General features: G+C 59.7%; 14 protein-coding genes and 1 tRNA gene. 10 read left to right on the top strand and 5 right to left on the bottom strand.

The window, feature by feature from the left end; genetic code table 11:
- Positions 1–148 precede the first annotated feature (148 nt).
- Positions 149–234 (bottom strand) — tRNA-Leu (locus QP977_RS08455).
- A 226-nt stretch (positions 235–460) separates the two neighbouring features.
- Between QP977_RS08455 and QP977_RS08450 the strand changes: the two genes are divergently transcribed.
- The gene (locus QP977_RS08450) at positions 461–1,033 is read left to right on the top strand and encodes a YbhB/YbcL family Raf kinase inhibitor-like protein (RefSeq protein ID WP_049170574.1); all 573 of its coding nucleotides are present in this window, start codon (positions 461–463) and stop codon (positions 1,031–1,033) included.
- A 138-nt stretch (positions 1,034–1,171) separates the two neighbouring features.
- On the opposite strand, the gene QP977_RS08445 is transcribed toward QP977_RS08450, so the two are convergent.
- From QP977_RS08445 to QP977_RS08435, 3 genes are all read right to left on the bottom strand, one after another.
- The gene (locus tag QP977_RS08445; RefSeq protein WP_016422783.1) at positions 1,172–2,272 is read right to left on the bottom strand and encodes a quinone-dependent dihydroorotate dehydrogenase; all 1,101 of its coding nucleotides are present in this window, start codon (positions 2,270–2,272) and stop codon (positions 1,172–1,174) included.
- The gene (locus QP977_RS08440) at positions 2,273–3,436 is read right to left on the bottom strand and encodes a hypothetical protein (RefSeq protein WP_187401166.1); all 1,164 of its coding nucleotides are present in this window, start codon (positions 3,434–3,436) and stop codon (positions 2,273–2,275) included.
- Positions 3,437–3,544: 108 nt separating this feature from the next.
- Positions 3,545–4,480, bottom strand: a complete 936-nt coding sequence (locus tag QP977_RS08435) for an aldo/keto reductase (RefSeq protein WP_049170569.1) — start codon at positions 4,478–4,480, stop codon at positions 3,545–3,547.
- Between the two features lie 132 nt (positions 4,481–4,612).
- On the opposite strand from QP977_RS08435, the gene QP977_RS08430 reads away from it, so the two are divergent.
- From QP977_RS08430 to metH, 4 genes are read left to right on the top strand one after another with little or no spacing between them, the layout of a single operon-like run.
- Complete coding sequence (locus QP977_RS08430; RefSeq protein ID WP_040361409.1) at positions 4,613–5,494, top strand: undecaprenyl-diphosphate phosphatase; 882 nt, start codon at positions 4,613–4,615, stop codon at positions 5,492–5,494.
- A gap of 18 nt (positions 5,495–5,512) precedes the next feature.
- A complete protein-coding gene (gene mshC / locus QP977_RS08425; RefSeq protein ID WP_070604591.1) occupies positions 5,513–6,868 on the top strand; it encodes a cysteine--1-D-myo-inosityl 2-amino-2-deoxy-alpha-D-glucopyranoside ligase in 1,356 nt (451 codons plus the stop codon).
- 2 nt (positions 6,869–6,870) lie between these two features.
- The gene (locus QP977_RS08420) at positions 6,871–7,278 is read left to right on the top strand and encodes a hypothetical protein (protein WP_016422788.1); all 408 of its coding nucleotides are present in this window, start codon (positions 6,871–6,873) and stop codon (positions 7,276–7,278) included.
- 49 nt (positions 7,279–7,327) lie between these two features.
- Complete coding sequence (metH, locus tag QP977_RS08415; protein WP_049193510.1) at positions 7,328–10,987, top strand: methionine synthase; 3,660 nt, start codon at positions 7,328–7,330, stop codon at positions 10,985–10,987.
- 7 nt (positions 10,988–10,994) lie between these two features.
- Here metH and QP977_RS08410 read toward each other — a convergent pair whose 3' ends face one another.
- Positions 10,995–11,900, bottom strand: a complete 906-nt coding sequence (locus tag QP977_RS08410; RefSeq protein WP_284847256.1) for a thioesterase family protein — start codon at positions 11,898–11,900, stop codon at positions 10,995–10,997.
- 155 nt (positions 11,901–12,055) lie between these two features.
- Here QP977_RS08410 and QP977_RS08405 point away from each other — a divergent pair, with 155 nt between their 5' ends.
- The 5 genes from QP977_RS08405 to QP977_RS08385 all read left to right on the top strand — a co-directional run bounded on the left by QP977_RS08405 (position 12,056) and on the right by QP977_RS08385 (position 16,945).
- Positions 12,056–12,739, top strand: a complete 684-nt coding sequence (locus tag QP977_RS08405) for an HAD family hydrolase (protein WP_083276364.1) — start codon at positions 12,056–12,058, stop codon at positions 12,737–12,739.
- A gap of 22 nt (positions 12,740–12,761) precedes the next feature.
- The gene (locus QP977_RS08400; RefSeq protein ID WP_005510825.1) at positions 12,762–13,025 is read left to right on the top strand and encodes a phosphoribosyl-ATP diphosphatase; all 264 of its coding nucleotides are present in this window, start codon (positions 12,762–12,764) and stop codon (positions 13,023–13,025) included.
- 14 nt (positions 13,026–13,039) lie between these two features.
- Entirely contained in the window at positions 13,040–13,885 is an 846-nt protein-coding gene (gene hisG, locus QP977_RS08395) for an ATP phosphoribosyltransferase (RefSeq protein WP_016422792.1), read from the top strand.
- A 258-nt stretch (positions 13,886–14,143) separates the two neighbouring features.
- Entirely contained in the window at positions 14,144–15,592 is a 1,449-nt protein-coding gene (gene aspA, locus QP977_RS08390; protein WP_070429707.1) for an aspartate ammonia-lyase, read from the top strand.
- Positions 15,593–15,631: 39 nt separating this feature from the next.
- The gene (locus QP977_RS08385) at positions 15,632–16,945 is read left to right on the top strand and encodes an anaerobic C4-dicarboxylate transporter (RefSeq protein ID WP_070429706.1); all 1,314 of its coding nucleotides are present in this window, start codon (positions 15,632–15,634) and stop codon (positions 16,943–16,945) included.
- The last annotated feature ends 44 nt before the right edge of the window (positions 16,946–16,989 follow it).

The raw sequence follows: 16,989 nt of genomic DNA, 5'->3' as shown, positions 1-16,989 counted from the left end.
AAAAGGCCCCATGAAGTAACAAACGGTGTGCCCGCCCCGCAACACGCCGAGCGGACACACTTTTTGCTACTTAACCCCCCATTGGTCCGACAGACAAAGCAAAAATCCCGAGAGCTGCACTAATTGCAGTTTCTCGGGATTTATCTTGTGTCCGGAGGGGGACTTGAACCCCCACGCCCGTTAATAGGGCACTAGCACCTCAAGCTAGCGCGTCTGCCATTCCGCCACCCGGACCGGGTAGGAAGCACTTCCGTGCTGACCTGTGATACTGTATCCCGACTACATAATGAAACACAAATTGGCAGGTCAGAGGGGCATTAGCGCGCCAAACCTGGGTGTAATTACATCAGCGGTGTTAGCCCCGCATCCGCCTTGGATTCGCACTGAGAATCAGGCCCTGCAGATAGGGAGTCTTGTAAAGTCCCTGCAGCGCGCTCATAAAGTAGGCACACTGGTAGTTATGACTACGAATTCCAACGACACCGCAAACGACACTGCAAATGCTCCGGTTTTCCCGGGACCAGATCCGTACGCACCGCTGAAGGATTTGCCAACCTTCGAGCTGTCCTCGCCAGATATCAAGGACGGCGAGAAGATTGCGGATGAATTCCGCGCTCCGTCGAATGTTTCCCCACAACTGGATTGGGCAAATCTGCCGGAGGGCACTAAGTCCATTGCCGTGACCTGCTTCGATCCGGATGCTCCGACCGCTTCGGGCTTCTGGCACTGGGCTGTCTTCAACATTCCAGCGACCGAAAAGGGTCTGCCACAGGGAGCTGGCTCCGAAGACGGCTCTAAGCTGCCAGAAGGCGCTATCCAGCTTGTCGGCGACTCGGGCATGCGTGGTCACTACGGAGCTAACCCACCGGCGCAGCATGCCCCACACCGTTACATGTATGCGGTGCACGCGGTCGACGTGGAGAAGCTTGAAGTTCCGGAAGATGCGACGCCGACCGTGCTTGGCTTCAATCTGTACTTCCACTCGATTGCGCGTGCCATCATCACGCCGTGGTGGGAGAACGTCGGGGAGTAGGGATACGACGCCCACACGGGCAACTCAACCGACCGGGCACGCTACTCATACAGAAAACCCCGGGGCCAGCGCCTTCATGGCCGCTGGCCCCGGGGTCACGTGTTTATTGGGTTAGGAAGCCTCAACGGCTTTCAGCAATTAACCACGCCACGGCAGACCACAGCCGACTGCCTCCGAAATGGAGTAGAATCCCTGAGCTCGAATCTGGCGAGCCAACCCTTGGTGAATGTCACGAATCCAGTCCGGACCGCCATAAATCAACGGTGTGTAGCCCTGCAGTAGGGAAGCGCCGTTGGCAATCCGCTCCCACGCTTGCTCAGCCGTTTCTATGCCGCCGACGCTGATGAGAACTAGTTTGTCTCCGACGCGCTCGTGCAGCAGCTTCAGCACCTCTAGTGACCGAGCTGCCACAGGAGCACCCGAGACTCCACCGGCCCCCATCTCCGCGACCTCATCCGCGGGCGTACGCAGGCCCTCGCGAGAAATGGTGGTGTTGGTAGCCACAATGCCCGCCAGCCCCAGGTCAACCGCCAAGTCAGCAACTGCGATGACATCATCGTCGGAGAGATCAGGAGCAATCTTGACCAGCACCGGCGAGTCGGTCTCCTCAGTCACCGCTGCCAGAATCGGGCGCAGTGACTCCACTGCCTGAAGGTCGCGCAGACCCGGCGTATTCGGTGAGGAGACGTTGACAACAACGTAGTCCGCCAAGCCGCCGAGCTGGCTAGCCGATTCTCGATAGTCATCGACGGCCTCTTCCAGCGGAGTCACCTTGGTCTTACCAATGTTGATACCAATCACGTCGTCACTGCGACGCGCCCGCAAGTTCTCCGCTACAGCAGCGGCGCCGGGGTTGTTGAAACCCATGCGGTTCAAAATGGCGCGATCTTCCTTCAGACGGAACAGACGCGGGCGATCGTTGCCCGGCTGCGGCTTGGCAGTCACGGTTCCCAGTTCCGCGTAGCCAAAACCAATTGGCCCCCAGCAATCCGGAGCAATAGCAGCCTTGTCGAAGCCTGCGGCGAGCCCCAGCGGACGCGGGAAGTCCACGCCGAACACGGTTTGACGCAGCACAGCATCGTCAACAACGAGTAACTTGCTCACCGCCCGCTGTAGACTCTCCGACTTCTGCAGCCCCTTCAGGGTCTTCGAGATGGCCTCGTGAATCTGCTCCGGTGGGACCTGGAACATTGCCTTTAGCGCGAGTTGATAGGACTTGGCGCGAAGTTTCGAAGGCATCTACTTAGTCTCTCCCTCGGAGTCGTCTGCTCCCTTGGTGTCACCTGCACCGGTCGGTAGTTTATCGGCTGGTTCCCGAACCGACATCTCCTCACGGATCTTCTCTGCATCCTGCTTGAAATCAGCAATTGCCTTATCGACGTCCGCGGAGTCAAAAATCTGGGCCCCGTCACCGGTAGCCGAGAAGACGCCAATCTGGCCATCCTCGGTGGCAACAATCGACTGTGGATCTGCAACCGTGTTGATGTCCGCGACCTTGACTGGGGTACCCGAGCTGATGTCGTAGCCAGTCAGCTTGTTCACCTTCGTCGAAGTCACCCAGACAATTCCGCGCGATTCATCGACCGCTACCGCCCACGGAGCCTCCGGGGCCGGAGCTGCCTGGTGGAGGCGAATGACGTCAGTGGCAGTGTAAATAAGAAGCTGGTTGCCCTTGGTGTCTGCGGCAGCAATGACATGATCACCGGAAGCTACCTTGCCGACGCCGATGCCCGCACGCAGCGCAGAGCCAGCGCGGGACTCATCGAGCTTGAGCTCATGCACCGAAGTCTCCGGACGGTTGACCTCTAACAGCTTGACGTCCGCGTCATTGTCCGCTTTGGGAATCTCAACGAGCTGCGACCCGTTATTGGCAGCCTTGAAGTCACTGGCCAACTCGCCATCAGCGCCGAACACATCGACGACATTGCTATCCGCATGGGCACCGATGATGCGGCCGCCTTCCAGGCCAACTGCGGCGGAGTAGTTGGTGCCACGGCCGACAACGGCCGTTTCCGTAGCCTGGTCAGTAATGACGTGGATGCCATCTTCACACGGCAGCAGAGCGTTAGGGCCGCCCGGCGCGAGCTCACCACACTTCGCGTCCAGCTTCATTGATCGCTCAATTGGGTTATTCAGCGGACCGGCAAAGATCTTGTCCCCGGCCTTCAGGACAACTCGGTCGCCGACCAACACGGCATCGGTAACGTCCTCATCAATCTTCTTGGCTCTACCGATAGCAGTATCGGGAGCAGCGGGTGAAGCGGCCGGCACTGGCGTGGCGTTGCCCATTCCGGCATCGATGTCTCCTTCCACATCGGAGGAGCACCCTGCCAGGACCACTGCGCTAGCGGAAAGCCCCGCTAGAAGGGAGGTTATGACACGTCGACGACTGTTTTCACTCACGCTATAGAAACTACCACCCCGGCCTGATTACTTTGTGGACGCCTCCAGCCGTGGGAGGTTCTCGCATTCGTTGTGCCTTATAAGTCTTTAGAAGACTGCCGTTACTGATTACAGCGTGACGTCGTCAAGCGCGTTGCAAATCTGCGGTGGCAGCGTGAGTTGTTCGGAGGTGAGGTTTTCGCGTAGCTGAGCGCGGTCTCGAGCGCCAACGAGAATCGAGGTGACGCCCGGCCGATCGCGTGCCCAGGAAATCGCTGCGACGGCAGCACTGACGCCGAGCCCCTTGGCTGCGGTGGTCAGCGCGCCTGCAACCGTGACGCCGCGTGTGTCGAGATAGTCCTGTACCTCTGCGTCGGCGTGTTCGGAAGCAGCGCGGGAGTCTTCGGGAATGATGTGCTGGTATTTGGCGGTCAAAACACCTTGGGCCAGTGGGGCGCCACTGATAAAGCCGAGCCCCAAATGCTCACAGGCGGGCAGCAGTTCTGCCTCAGGGCTTCGCTGGAGCAGCGAGTACTCATGCTGTGCGAACACCGGAGCGATTCGATCCGCGGCGGCATGCGTCACCGCTGCCTGCCAACCGCTGTATCCACGCACTCCGGCGTAACGTACTTTCCCCGTGCGCACAGCCCATTCCAGGGTATCGGCGACCTCTTCCGGTGGGGTCAGCCCATCCCAGTAGCCGGGCGACCACAGGTCAATGTGTTCGACGCCGAGGCGTCCGAGCGTTTCGTCGAGGTCCTTTTGCAGTGTCTTACGCGAGCAGTCCACGCGCCTGCCGACGGGCCGCTCGGGGTGTATGCCAGATGCGACCGAGAGCACCAATTCGTCGGCAACGCCGCGCTTTGCGATGACCGCACCCAGCATGTCGGCAACAGTGTCGCCGCCGTGGAGTGGGGAAGCGTCGACAAGGTTGCCTCCGGCGTCGAGGAAGTCCGTCAGGATGCGTCCGGCCTCGTCTTGCCTGGTACCCGCACCCCAGGTGGCCGTACCCAGCCCCAAGGCGGAGACGCGTAAACCGCTGTTGCCCAGAATTCGTTGTTGCACGATTTTTACTTTAGGACACCCGTGTGCGGTCGCGGGAAAAGTTCCGCGGGAGAGGTCTCGCTATCGCCGCACCGAAACCTCGCTATAGCCACAACACAAACCGGACGAGTAGCCTATACAGCCGTGACTATCATGACGACACTAAGCGCCTCAGCGGATACCGCTGCCGATACCGCCGGCACCGGTATGACCTGGGCCCAGACGATCATCCTGTCCGTAGTGCAAGGTTTGACGGAATTTCTCCCGGTGAGTTCCTCGGGGCACCTTCGGATTGTCTCCGAGCTGCTGTGGGGCCAGGACGCCGGTGCATCCTTCACCGCTGTGGTGCAGCTTGGCACCGAATTGGCTGTGTTGGTGTTCTTCGCCAAGGACATCTGGCAGATCCTCACTGGCTGGTTTGCCGGTCTGTTCAATAAGGAAGCCCGCGGTTTCAACTACCGCATGGGTTGGATGGTGATTGTCGGTACGCTGCCGATTGCCATCATCGGTGTGCTGGGGAAGGACCTCATCCGCGATAACCTGCGCAATCTCTGGATTACAGCCGCTGTGTTGGTGCTTTTCTCCTTTGTCTTTATCGCCGCAGAGAAGTTCGGCCGTCGTGAGCGCAACTATGAAGAGCTGACCATGCGAGATGCCATCGTCATGGGTTTCGCGCAGTGCCTGGCGCTCATTCCGGGTGTGTCGCGCTCGGGCGGTACGGTGTCTGCCGGCCTGTTCTTGCACTTGGACCGAGAGGTTGCAACGCGCTTTTCCTTCCTGCTGGCTATCCCCGCTGTTTTCGCTGCTGGAATTTTTTCGCTTCCAGACGCGTTTGACCCTGCGGCGGGACAGGCCGCTAGTGGTGCGCAATTGGCCATCGGTACGCTGATTGCCTTCGTCGTCGGCTATGCGTCTATTGCATGGCTGCTGAAGTTCGTGTCGAACCACTCCTTCGCTTGGTTCGCCGCGTACCGCATCCCGGTCGGTTTGATTGTTATGGTGTTGCTCGGCTTCGGCACGATCAACGCTGTTTAGTGAGGTAGTGAGTATTTAATGCATTCGTGGCCCCAACCACAGGTTCCCAGTCTCGGCGATGCGCGTTTCGATGTGTTCAACCGCGCCAGCAATACAGGTAAGGCGCATTCGCTTGACGACGAAAGCTCAACATCGGTACCCCTACGCCTCTACGACACCGCGGATCAGAAGGTCTCCCAGGTGGAAGCGGGACCGGAGGCGACCATGTACGTGTGTGGCATCACACCCTATGACGCCACGCACCTGGGGCACGCAGCAACCTACCTCACCTTTGATCTGATTTACCGTCAGCTGCTGGATAATGGACACTCGGTGCATTACGTGCAGAACATCACCGATGTCGATGACCCGTTGTTCGAACGTGCGGAGCGCGATGGGGTGGACTGGCGCGAGCTGGGCACCTCGCAGATTGATTTGTTTCGCTCGGATATGGAAAACCTGTCGGTGATTCCACCGCGCGACTACATCGGCGCCATTGAGTCCGTGGGCGAGGTCGTGGAAATGGTCGAGAAGCTGCTGGAGAATGGCTCGGCCTACCAGCTCACCGATGACGAGTACCCGGATGTGTACTTCCGCAAGAGTGCCACTGAGAACTTTGGTTACGAGTCCAATTACTCGGCAGAGCAGATGGCGGAGTTCTTTGCGGAGCGCGGTGGCGACCCGGATCGCCCGGGCAAGGAGGACCCACTGGACGCGCTGGTGTGGCGTGCCGCTCGCCCCGGGGAGCCAAGCTGGGAGGCTCCTTTCGGTGCGGGCCGGCCGGGTTGGCACATTGAGTGCTCGGCGATTGCCACCAACCGCCTGGGTAAGAGCTTCGACATTCAGGGCGGTGGCTCGGATCTCGCGTTCCCGCACCACGAGTTCTCGGCGGCTCACGCTGAAGCCGCTACTGGCTGTGCACGTATGGCGCGCCATTATGTTCACGCTGGCATGATTGCGCTCGATGGCGTGAAGATGTCCAAGTCGCTGGGCAACCTGGTGTTTGTCTCCAAGCTGGTGGCCGCCGGCGTCGACCCGAGTGCTATTCGCATTGGCGTCTTCGCCAGCCATTACCGCTCTGATCGCGATTGGTCGGACGAGGTGCTGGAGGCGGCCAAGGCACGTCACGAGGCCTGGCGTGCGGCTTGCGCAACTACAAAGACTGCCACCGATGAGAAGGCTGTGAGCGCAGCAGCGGCACTGGTTGCCGATGTGCGCGCAAGCCTGGCCAATGACCTGGATACGCCGGCTGCTCTGGCCGCTATCGATGCCTGGGCTGCGGAGTGGTCCTCGGATACCAGCAACAAGGCAGATGCTGGCACAGTAACCGGCGCAGCGGGTGCCGGAGAATTCGTTGCCGCCGCGCTGGACGCGCTGCTTGGCGTTAAAATTTGAGCATGAGCAACTCAGATCTGTCTGCTGTCGAAGTAACGCAAGAGAACATCGATAAGCTAGTTGCCGATTTGCGCATGTTTGCCACCGGCAGCTACCTGCAGCCCGAGGAACGCGAGTTCTGGGAGCCACTTTTTGACGAATCGGTAGCCGACCAGGTCGGGGAAGCCCTCCGTGAGGCCGCCGCTGGTATTGATCAGGCGGCGGAACTGGCCGTCGATAAGCGAGAAGAAGCCGCAACGCAGGCGGTAGAGAACTGCCTACAGCGCGTGGCTGCGATTGAGCATGAGCACGGTGGCTCGATTTTTGATGAGGAGCTCGACGAGATTCTCGCGATTATCAATTCCGCAACGAAGGCTGTCGGTTTGGACCTGCCTGCGGTGAAGGCGGAAAGCTACTTTGAGATGGAATAACCAGCCCGATTAACGGCGCGGTTATGAAAGTAGACTAAGGTGTCTATTCATGACTGATCGCCACTCTTCCGAGTTCCTCACCGCACTGCACAGCCGTGTACTCATTGGCGATGGCGCCATGGGTACCCAGCTGCAGTCTTTTGACCTCGACGTTGACGCGGACTTCCTCGGCTACGAGGGCTGTAATGAGATTCTCAATGACACTCGTCCCGACATCATCGAGACGATTCACCGGCGTTATTTCGAGGCCGGCGCCGACCTGGTGGAAACCAATACCTTCGGCTGCAACTTCCCGAACCTCGCGGATTACGACATTGAAGACCGTATCCAGGAGCTAGCGCACAAGGGCACCGCAATCGCCCGCAAGGTCGCTGACGAAATGGGGCCGGGGCGCGAGGGTATGCGACGCTTTGTCCTCGGTTCGCTGGGCCCGGGCACGAAGCTGCCGTCTTTGGGGCACGCTCCGTACGCTCAGCTTCGCGACGCTTACACGGAGGCCGGACTCGGCATGATTTCCGGTGGCGCGGATGCGTTTTTGATTGAGACCTGTCAAGACTTGCTGCAGGTCAAGGCAGCAGTCAATGGCGTCAAGGCCGCCATGCGACAGGCTGAGAAGAAGATTCCGATTGTCGTCCACGTGACTGTCGAGACCACAGGCACCATGCTGATGGGCTCGGAGATTGGTGCAGCCCTGGCAGCGCTGCAGCCGCTGGGTATCGACATGATTGGCCTGAACTGTGCAACGGGTCCGGACGAGATGAGCGAGCACCTACGCTACCTGTCCAATTTCGCCTCCATCCCGGTATCGGTAATGCCGAATGCGGGTCTGCCAGTGCTGGGTAAGAACGGTGCGACCTACCCGCTGACCGCCCCAGAGCTGGCCACAGCGCTGCGCGGCTTTGTTGAAGAGTTTGGCCTGGCGATGGTCGGTGGCTGCTGTGGTACCACACCGGAGCATGTTTCCGCTGTTCGCGATGCTATTACCGGTGCAGGCGCTTACGCTGAGCAGGGCCCTGCTGTTCAGGCAGCACGCCCATCGACGGATCCGGATGCAAAGCCAATCGATGAGGTCGCTTCTCTGTACTCGGCAGCCCCGCTGACGCAGACAACCGGCATCACCATGATTGGTGAGCGCACCAACGCCAACGGTTCCAAGGCTTTCCGCGAGGCCATGCTGGCCGGCGATTGGGAGAAGTGCCTTAACACCGCCCGCGGTCAGGTCACCGATGGCGCACACATGATTGACCTGTGTGTGGACTACGTGGGGCGCGACGGTCGCGATGACATGGCAACCCTGGCATCGCAGATCGCCACCTCGGTGACGTTGCCGGTCATGCTGGACTCCACGGAACCGGAGGTTTTGAAGACTGGCCTGGAGCACCTCGGTGGTCGCTGCGCGGTCAACTCTGTGAACTTTGAAGACGGCGATGGCCCGGACTCGCGTTACCAGCGCATTATGCGCCAGGTTGTTGAGCACGGTGCTGCCGTGGTCGCTTTGACTATCGACGAAGAAGGTCAGGCGCGTACAAAGGACAAGAAGATTGAGATCGCCGAGCGTCTCATCGCCGACATCACCGGCACGTGGGGACTGCGCGAGCAGGACATTATTGTCGACTGTCTGACTTTCCCGATTTCCACTGGCCAGGAGGAAACTCGCCGCGACGGCATCGAAACCATCGAAGCCATCCGCGAACTTAAGCGTCGCCACCCGAACGTGCACACCACGCTCGGTCTGTCCAACATTTCCTTCGGTCTGAACCCGGCGGCTCGCCAGGTACTCAACTCGGTGTTCCTCAACGAGTGCATCGAGGCCGGCCTGGACTCCGCCATTGCCCACAGCTCCAAGATCTTGCCGATGAACAAGATTGACAACAAGCAGCGCGAAGTCGCTCTCGATATGGTGTACGACCGCCGTCGTGAAGCGGGACACCCCGACGGGGAGTACGACCCACTGCAGGTATTCATGGAGCTCTTTGAAGGAGTCTCCGCCGCTGACGCGAAGGACGCCCGGGCCGAAAAGCTTGCCGCCATGCCGCTGTTCGACCGCCTGGCGCAGCGCATCATCGACGGTGAGCGCACGGGTATCGAGGCTGACCTCGATGAGGGCATGAAGGAAAAGGAACCGCTGGCGATTGTTAACGAGGACCTGCTGCGTGGCATGCAGACCGTTGGTGACCTGTTCGGTTCCGGCCAGATGCAGCTGCCATTCGTGCTGCAGTCGGCCGAGACGATGAAGGCCGCGGTGGGCTACCTCGAGGGCTTTATGGATGCCGAGGATGCCACGGGCTCCAAGGGTTCGATTGTGCTGGCCACGGTGAAGGGCGATGTCCACGACATCGGCAAGAACCTGGTGGAGATTATTCTCTCCAACAACGGCTACACCGTGCATAACCTGGGCATTAAGCAGCCGATCGCTACGATTCTGTCCGCCGCCAAGGAACTGGATGTCGACGCCATCGGCATGTCCGGCCTGCTGGTGAAGTCCACTGTGGTGATGAAGGACAACCTGCTGGAGATCAACTCCGCCGGCGATGCCACCCGCTTCCCAGTACTGCTCGGCGGCGCCGCGCTGACGCGTAGCTACGTGGAAGACGACCTGTCCGAGCTCTACCACGGCGATGTCTACTACGGCAGGGATGCCTTCGAAGGACTGCGCATCATGGACGAGCTGATGGCAGCTAAGAAGGGCCTCGGCCCAGACGAGAATTCGCCAGAGGCCATTGCTGCCCGCGAGAAGAAGGAAGCTCGCCGCGCCCGCCGTGAGCGCTCCAAGCGCATCGCCGCGCAGCGCGCCGCCAAGGCTGCTGCTGAAGCCCCCGAGGTGCCGGAGCGTTCCGATGTCGCCGCTGATGTCCCCGTTGCGACACCGCCGTTCTGGGGAACCCGCATTGTCAAGGGCCTGCCCCTCGACGACTACCTGACCACCCTCGACGAACGCGCTCTGTTCATGGGGCAGTGGGGACTGCGCGGCACCCGCGGCGACGAGGGGCCGAGTTACGAGGAACTGGTCGAATCCGATGGTCGTCCACGCCTGCGCGCATGGCTGCAGCGCCTGCGCGCCGAGAACATCCTCCAGCATGCGGCTGTCGTCTATGGCTACTTCCCAGCAGTTTCTGAGGGCGATACCGTACACGTACTGCCGCTACCTGCGGAAGGGGAGCAGCCCGACCCCGCGGCAGAGCCAGTGGTGTCCTGGACCTTCCCGCGCCAGCAGCGTGGTCGCTTCCTATGCATTGCTGACTTCATTCGCTCGCGCGAAGATGCCATCGCCGCAGGACAGACCGACGTCATGCCGTTCCAGCTGGTGACCATGGGACAGCCCATCGCTGACTTCGCCAACGATATTTACGCCAAGAACGAATACCGCGACTACCTGGAGGTTCACGGTATCGGCGTGCAGCTCACCGAGGCGCTGGCCGAGTACTGGCACCAGCGCATTCGCTCCGAGCTCGCGTTCTCCGACGGCACAAGTGTTGGCGCGGAAGACTCCGACGATACCCAGGACTTCTTTGACCTGAAGTACCGTGGCGCTCGTTACTCCTTCGGCTATGGTTCCTGCCCGGATCTGACCTTCCGTCAGGGCATGATTGACCTGCTGCAGCCGGAGCGCATCGGCGTGGAGCTCTCTGAGGAGCTCCAGCTGCACCCAGAGCAGTCCACCGATGCGTTCGTGCTCTACCACCCGGAAGCGAAGTACTTTAACGTGTAGCTTCGCGTTATCCCTGCGGTCGCACCAGCAAGGTCTGCATGCTGCGGCCGATGGGGCCGTGCACATCGTAGAGCTCGCCCGCGGTCATGCCGATTCCGTCCGGCCCAATGGAACCGCGGGCGGCGATGCCCACCCAGCCGCCGTCTTCCGACTGCAACTCCGATTCCGCCGACTTCTCCGAGGCGCCGAGCTGGGGGAGTCGGTGCAGGTGAACCACTAAGTCGGTATTCATAAACGCCCACTGGTGCGGGCTCAGCGTGGCCCCGATACCGTTGGCGGTATCAGCTACCTGCATGACTCGCTCCACCGCAGTCGGCTCCTCCCCGAGCACGATTGGGTACTGCGCGCGAACCCAGTGAATTTGCGTCTCGGCCAGCTCTTCCGTCGCGCCGGCGCGGGCTTCAATTGATTCGATGTAGCCGCCACTCCAATCGTCGGTAAGCGGAATGTACTCGGCGCTGCATTCCTCGGGCCCGGGCACCTGCTTGTCGAATGCACGCTCAATATCCCGCGTATCCGCAGTGGCCATCATCCATGCGGACGCCGTGGCAACTGGCCGCCAGGCACCCTTGACGTCGGCAAGCAATTCGGCTTCGACCTTGGCGATCTGCCGCCCCGGGCGCGAGACCCATGAGCGCGCGCGGAGCTCCGTGTACGGTACAGCCAACAACAGATCCACGGCGATGCGAGTAATACGCATCCCCTCGCTTTCCAGACGGCGGCGCTCCAACATGCGCGTCAGCAGCGCCGACGGCGGCGCACCGTGCTGAAACGGCCCCCACGCCCCATAAGTGAAGCTGGTGGGCATGAAGCGCTCGTAGCTGAGCTCGCCTTCGGTGACCGTCCCTAGCGGAATGAAATATGCCTCGGGTTGGTCGATAGCCTGGGCGAGCGAATCTTCAGTGGTTGTCATAGCGAGTCGATGCCTTTCATTCACGCGGGACACGTTCATGCGGTGGTTTCATGCAGCACCGCAACATACTTTCCTTCCTGAAACTCTAAACCTTCATCCGACGGTTTTGCTGACATAATCGCTAAATGCTTGATTGCCTGGCATAGTCGCATGGTGTGAAAGCAATTTTGTGGGACATGGACGGCAGCCTCATCAACACGGAACCTCTGTGGGAGATTGCCACGTACGACCTCTCGGAATTCGTAGGCCGCCGCCTGACTCCGGAGTTGCGCATGCAGTGCGTCGGCAACACGCTCTGGGACACGCTGTCGATTTGTGCTGATCATGCGGGACGCACGCTTGACGACGAGCTGTTTGCCTCGGGCTCCCAATTCGTCGAAGGTCGCTTCACTGAATTGGTTCTAGAACATGGGGTGGAGTGGCGCCCGGGTGTGCCGGCGATTTTGGACCAGGCCCGGGCTGCTGACATTCCGGTGGTGTTGGTAACCAATACCCGTCGGCACGTGGCGCAACCCTGCATTGATGTCATGGGGGAGCAGCACTTCGCCGCAACAGTGTGTAGCGATGAGGTGGCCAACGGCAAACCGGCACCGGATCCGTACTTGCGTGGCGCAGAGCTAGCCGGATTTGCGCCAGAGGACTGCCTGGCTATCGAAGATTCCTCAACGGGGGTGCGCTCTGCACTCGCTGCGGGATGCACGGTGGTGTGGAATCCAATGCCGGATGTGAGCGTTTCGCAGGCTGATGTGGGGACGTTAGTACCCCCGGCGCGCTTCATTTCGGGCAATTTGGATACCTCGAATTTGGGCTTTTTGCGGGCTGCTTTCGCGGGCGAGTAGACGACATGGAACAATAGACCGGGTGAAGAACTTTGATGACCTGTTTGCAGAGCTGAAGGAAAAAGCACAGTCGCGCCCCGAGGGATCGGGCACAGTCAAGGCGCTGGACGCTGGTGTGCATTTCCAGGGCAAGAAAATTGTCGAAGAGGCCGGTGAGGTCTGGCTTGCAGCTGAGCACGAATCTGACGAAGCCCTCGCAGAGGAGATTTCGCAGCTGTTGTACTGGCTGCAGGTGGTCATGGTCGGTCGCGGGCTGAGCCCCGAGGATGTTTACAAGTACCTGTAGGAGAAATCAACACCATGCTGCGTATTGCCGTGCCCAACAAGGGATCGCTGTCCGAGGCGGCAGTCGAAATCCTGAAGGAAGCTGGCTACCCGGGTCGAGGCGACTCCAAGAGCCTGACCATCCACGACGAAGCCAACGACATTGAGTTTTTCTTCCTCCGCCCGAAGGATATTCCCATCTACGTTGGCAACGGCCATCTGGATTTGGGCATCACCGGCCGCGACCTGGCCGCTGACTCGCTGGCTCCGGTCGATGAGGTTCTGAATCTGGGCTTCGGCGCCTCAACCTTCCGCTACGCCGCTCCGGCCGATGAGGAGTGGACCGTAGAAGCTCTGGAGGGCAAGCGCATTGCCACCTCGTACCCGAACCTGGTGCGCGAGGATCTGAAGGCTCGTGGCATTAACGCCACCGTCATTCGCCTTGATGGTGCAGTGGAGATTTCCATCCGCTTGGGAGTTGCCGACGTAATCGCCGATGTTGTCTCCACCGGTCGTACCCTGCGCAAGCAGGGATTGAAGCCATTCGGCGATGTTTTGGTCAGCTCTGAGGCAGTTGTTGTCGGACGCAAGGGCGTAGAGGTCACCGAGGAGCAGCAGGTGTTCCTACGTCGCATGACCGGCATTCTGCATGCCAAGACGTACTTGATGATTGACTACAACATCCGTGCGTCCGCGCTGGAAGAGGCATCCAAGCTCACCCCGGGCCTGTCTGGTCCGACCGTGTCGCCGCTGGCTAACGAGGATTGGGTAGCAGTTCGCGCGCTAGTTCCGAAGGCAGAGGCCAACCCGCTCATGGATGCCCTGGCGAAGATTGGTGCCGAGGCGATCTTGGCTTCGAATATCCGTATCGCGCGTATTTAAGTCACGCGAACCTTACACGCTATCCAGTGGGAGCTTCCTAGCTGAATCCACCCTTTACCTACGCTAGCGTAGGTAGTAATATTGACACTAAGAGTGCGCACGGCGTTAGCCGGACCGAAGCAGTAACTTTATGCCTGTACATGCGGCACATACGCCAGCACTGTAGTTTTGGCGGTGTAACCAATCATCGCCACTAAATGTGGCCCACAAGGCTGCGTCTACTAGGCCTGCTAAAAGGCTAGAAGGGATTGCTTCCACATGTCCGCAACACGTACCGAGGTCGACCTGCTTGGCTCTATGGAGGTTCCGGCAGAGGCTTACTACGGCATCCACACCCTGCGCGCAATCGACAACTACCAAATCTCAGCCAAGACCATCAACGACGTGCCCGAATTCATTCGTGGCATGGTGATGGTTAAGAAGGCCACGGCCATTGCCAACCAGCGCGTCCACACGCTGCCCAGCGATGTTGCAGACATCATTGTCGCCGCATGTGATGAAATCCTGGAAAAGGGACGCTGCATGGATCAGTTTCCAATCGATGTCTTCCAGGGTGGCGCTGGCACCAGTCTCAACATGAACACCAACGAGGTCATCGCTAACCTCGCTCTGGAACTGCTCGGTCTGGAAAAGGGCCGATACGACGTCATTCACCCCAACGATGATGTCAACCAGTGCCAGTCAACCAACGACGCCTACCCAACAGGTTTCCGTCTTGCTATCCACATGTCGCTACTGAGCTTGCAGAAGCACTTCGACTCCCTGGTTGAGGCCCTACACGCCAAGGGTGATGAATTCAACGACATCATCACAATGGGCCGCACGCAGCTGCAGGATGCCGTTCCAATGACCCTGGGACAGGCTTTCCACGCATTTGCCCACAACCTTGAGGAAGAGCAGGAGTCCATCGCAACTGCGTCGGCACGCCTGCTGCAAATCAACCTGGGAGCAACCGCTATCGGTACCGGCGTGAATGCGCCGGCAGGCTACCGCGAGGCCGTGACCCAGGCACTACGTGAGGTCAGTGGCTTTAAGGTGACCTCTGCGAAGGACCTGATCGAAGCCACCAGCGATACCGGCGCCTACGTCAGCGTGCATGCATCCCTGAAGCGTGCGGCCATGAAGATTTCCAAGATGTGCAACGACCTGCGCCTGCTGGCATCGGGTCCACGAGCAGGACTGAATGAAATCAACCTGCCGGAGCGCGCCGCTGGGTCTTCGATTATGCCGGCAAAAGTTAACCCGGTAATCCCGGAGGTCGCGAACCAGGCCTGCTTCAAGGTCTTCGGCAACGACGTGACCCTGACCTGGGCAGCCGAGGCCGGTCAGTTGCAGCTAAACGTGATGGAGCCTGTCATCGGCGCATGCCTCTTCGAATCGATTGAACTGCTGCGCAACGCTACCGATACTCTGCGCGACAAGTGCATTACCGGCATCACCGCTAACCCGGAAGTCTGCCGCGGCTATGTGGAAAACTCCATCGGTATCGTGACCTACCTGAATCCGGTCATTGGCCACCACGAGGGCGATATGGTCGGCAAGGAAGCCGCTCGCACCGGCCGCTCCGTCCGGGACATTGTCCTCGAACGCAGGCTGATGGACGAGAAGGAGCTCAACCAGGTCCTGAGCACCGAGAACCTCATGCACCCGGAATATCGGGGTAAGCGCTATGTGGCAGGGGAGTCTCGCCTCGACGATTTGTCCTAAGCGGCAACAAGTCTAACGAGTGACTTTTCGGAGATACACATGTTAGTTGCCGTCCAAATCTCTATCGTTCTAGCAGCGATCCTCCTTGGCGCGCGTCTTGGTTCAATTGCTATCGGGTTCGCCGGTGGGCTGGGCGTTTTGGCGCTGGGCATCACCGGGGTTCCGGTCACCAAAGACGACATTCCGTTCGATGTCATCGGCATCATTATGTCGGTAATCGCGGCAATTGCCGCTATGCAGAAGGCCGGAGGCATGGACTATCTCGTCCACATTGCCGAACGGTTGCTGCGCAAGAATCCGCGACACATCACCTACTGGGCCCCGGTTGTCACCTACCTGATGACACTGCTCGCCGGCACCGGCCACACCGCATTTTCCACCCTCCCAGTTATCGCCGAAGTATCCAAGGAGGGAGGCGTTCGCCCGTCCCGTCCGCTGTCCGTGGCGGTCATCGCATCTCAGTTGGCGATTACGGCATCACCCATCTCAGCGGCTGTGGTGCTCATGGCTTCGCTCATGGAACCCCGCGGCGTTGGTTATCTCACACTCCTGGCGATTGTCATTCCTTCGACGTTCCTCGCCATCCTTCCGACCGCCTTTGTCACGAATCACCTAGGCAAAGAGCTTGACGACGATCCGGAGTATCAAAGCCGCTTGGAAAAGGGGTTAGTCTCCAAGCCACGTGGCCAGATGAGCGAATACGTGCCAACCAAGTCGGCCAAGTGGTCCGTGGCGGTTTTCCTACTCTCGATTCTCGCGGTGATGGTCTATGCGACCATCAGCACTGAACAGGTCGGCCTCATCGCTGATCCCACGCTCCCACGAAACGAGGCAATCATGTCAATCATGTTGACCGCCGCCACCGTTATCGTGCTGGCCTGCAAGTTGGACGCGGCAACCATTTTGAACACACCGGTGTTCAAATCGGGCATGTCCGCCAGCGTCTGCGTTCTCGGTGTGGCGTGGCTGGGAACCACAATTATCAACCACTACATCGACGACATTAAGGCCGCGTCCGGCAGCCTACTGACCACAATGCCGTGGATGCTGGCAATCGTGCTATTCTTTGCGGCCGCATTGCTGTACTCGCAGGCGGCCACGGCAAAGGCCATCATGCCCGCTGCACTCGCGGTGGGAGTTTCTCCCATCACTGCGATTGCTTCCTTCGCAGCGACTTCCGCGCTATTCGTACTGCCTACTTACCCGACGCTCCTTGCCGCGGTGGAGATGGACGACACTGGCACAACCCGAATTGGCAAATACGTGTTTAACCACTCGTTCATCATCCCAGGCACCTTATGTATTGCCCTGTCCGTCGCGTTCGGTTTCGCCTTCGGCAGCGCACTGCTGTAGTGGGGGGCTACCTAGAACACCGCATAGAGAAACTGACTAGGTTT

This window comes from Corynebacterium sp. MSK012 (assembly GCF_030232435.1).
In the GTDB taxonomy this organism is placed as follows: domain Bacteria; phylum Actinomycetota; class Actinomycetes; order Mycobacteriales; family Mycobacteriaceae; genus Corynebacterium; species Corynebacterium jeikeium_D.
Note: the sequence above shows the minus strand (reverse complement) of the source record. Positions and strands in the feature narration are given on the sequence as shown.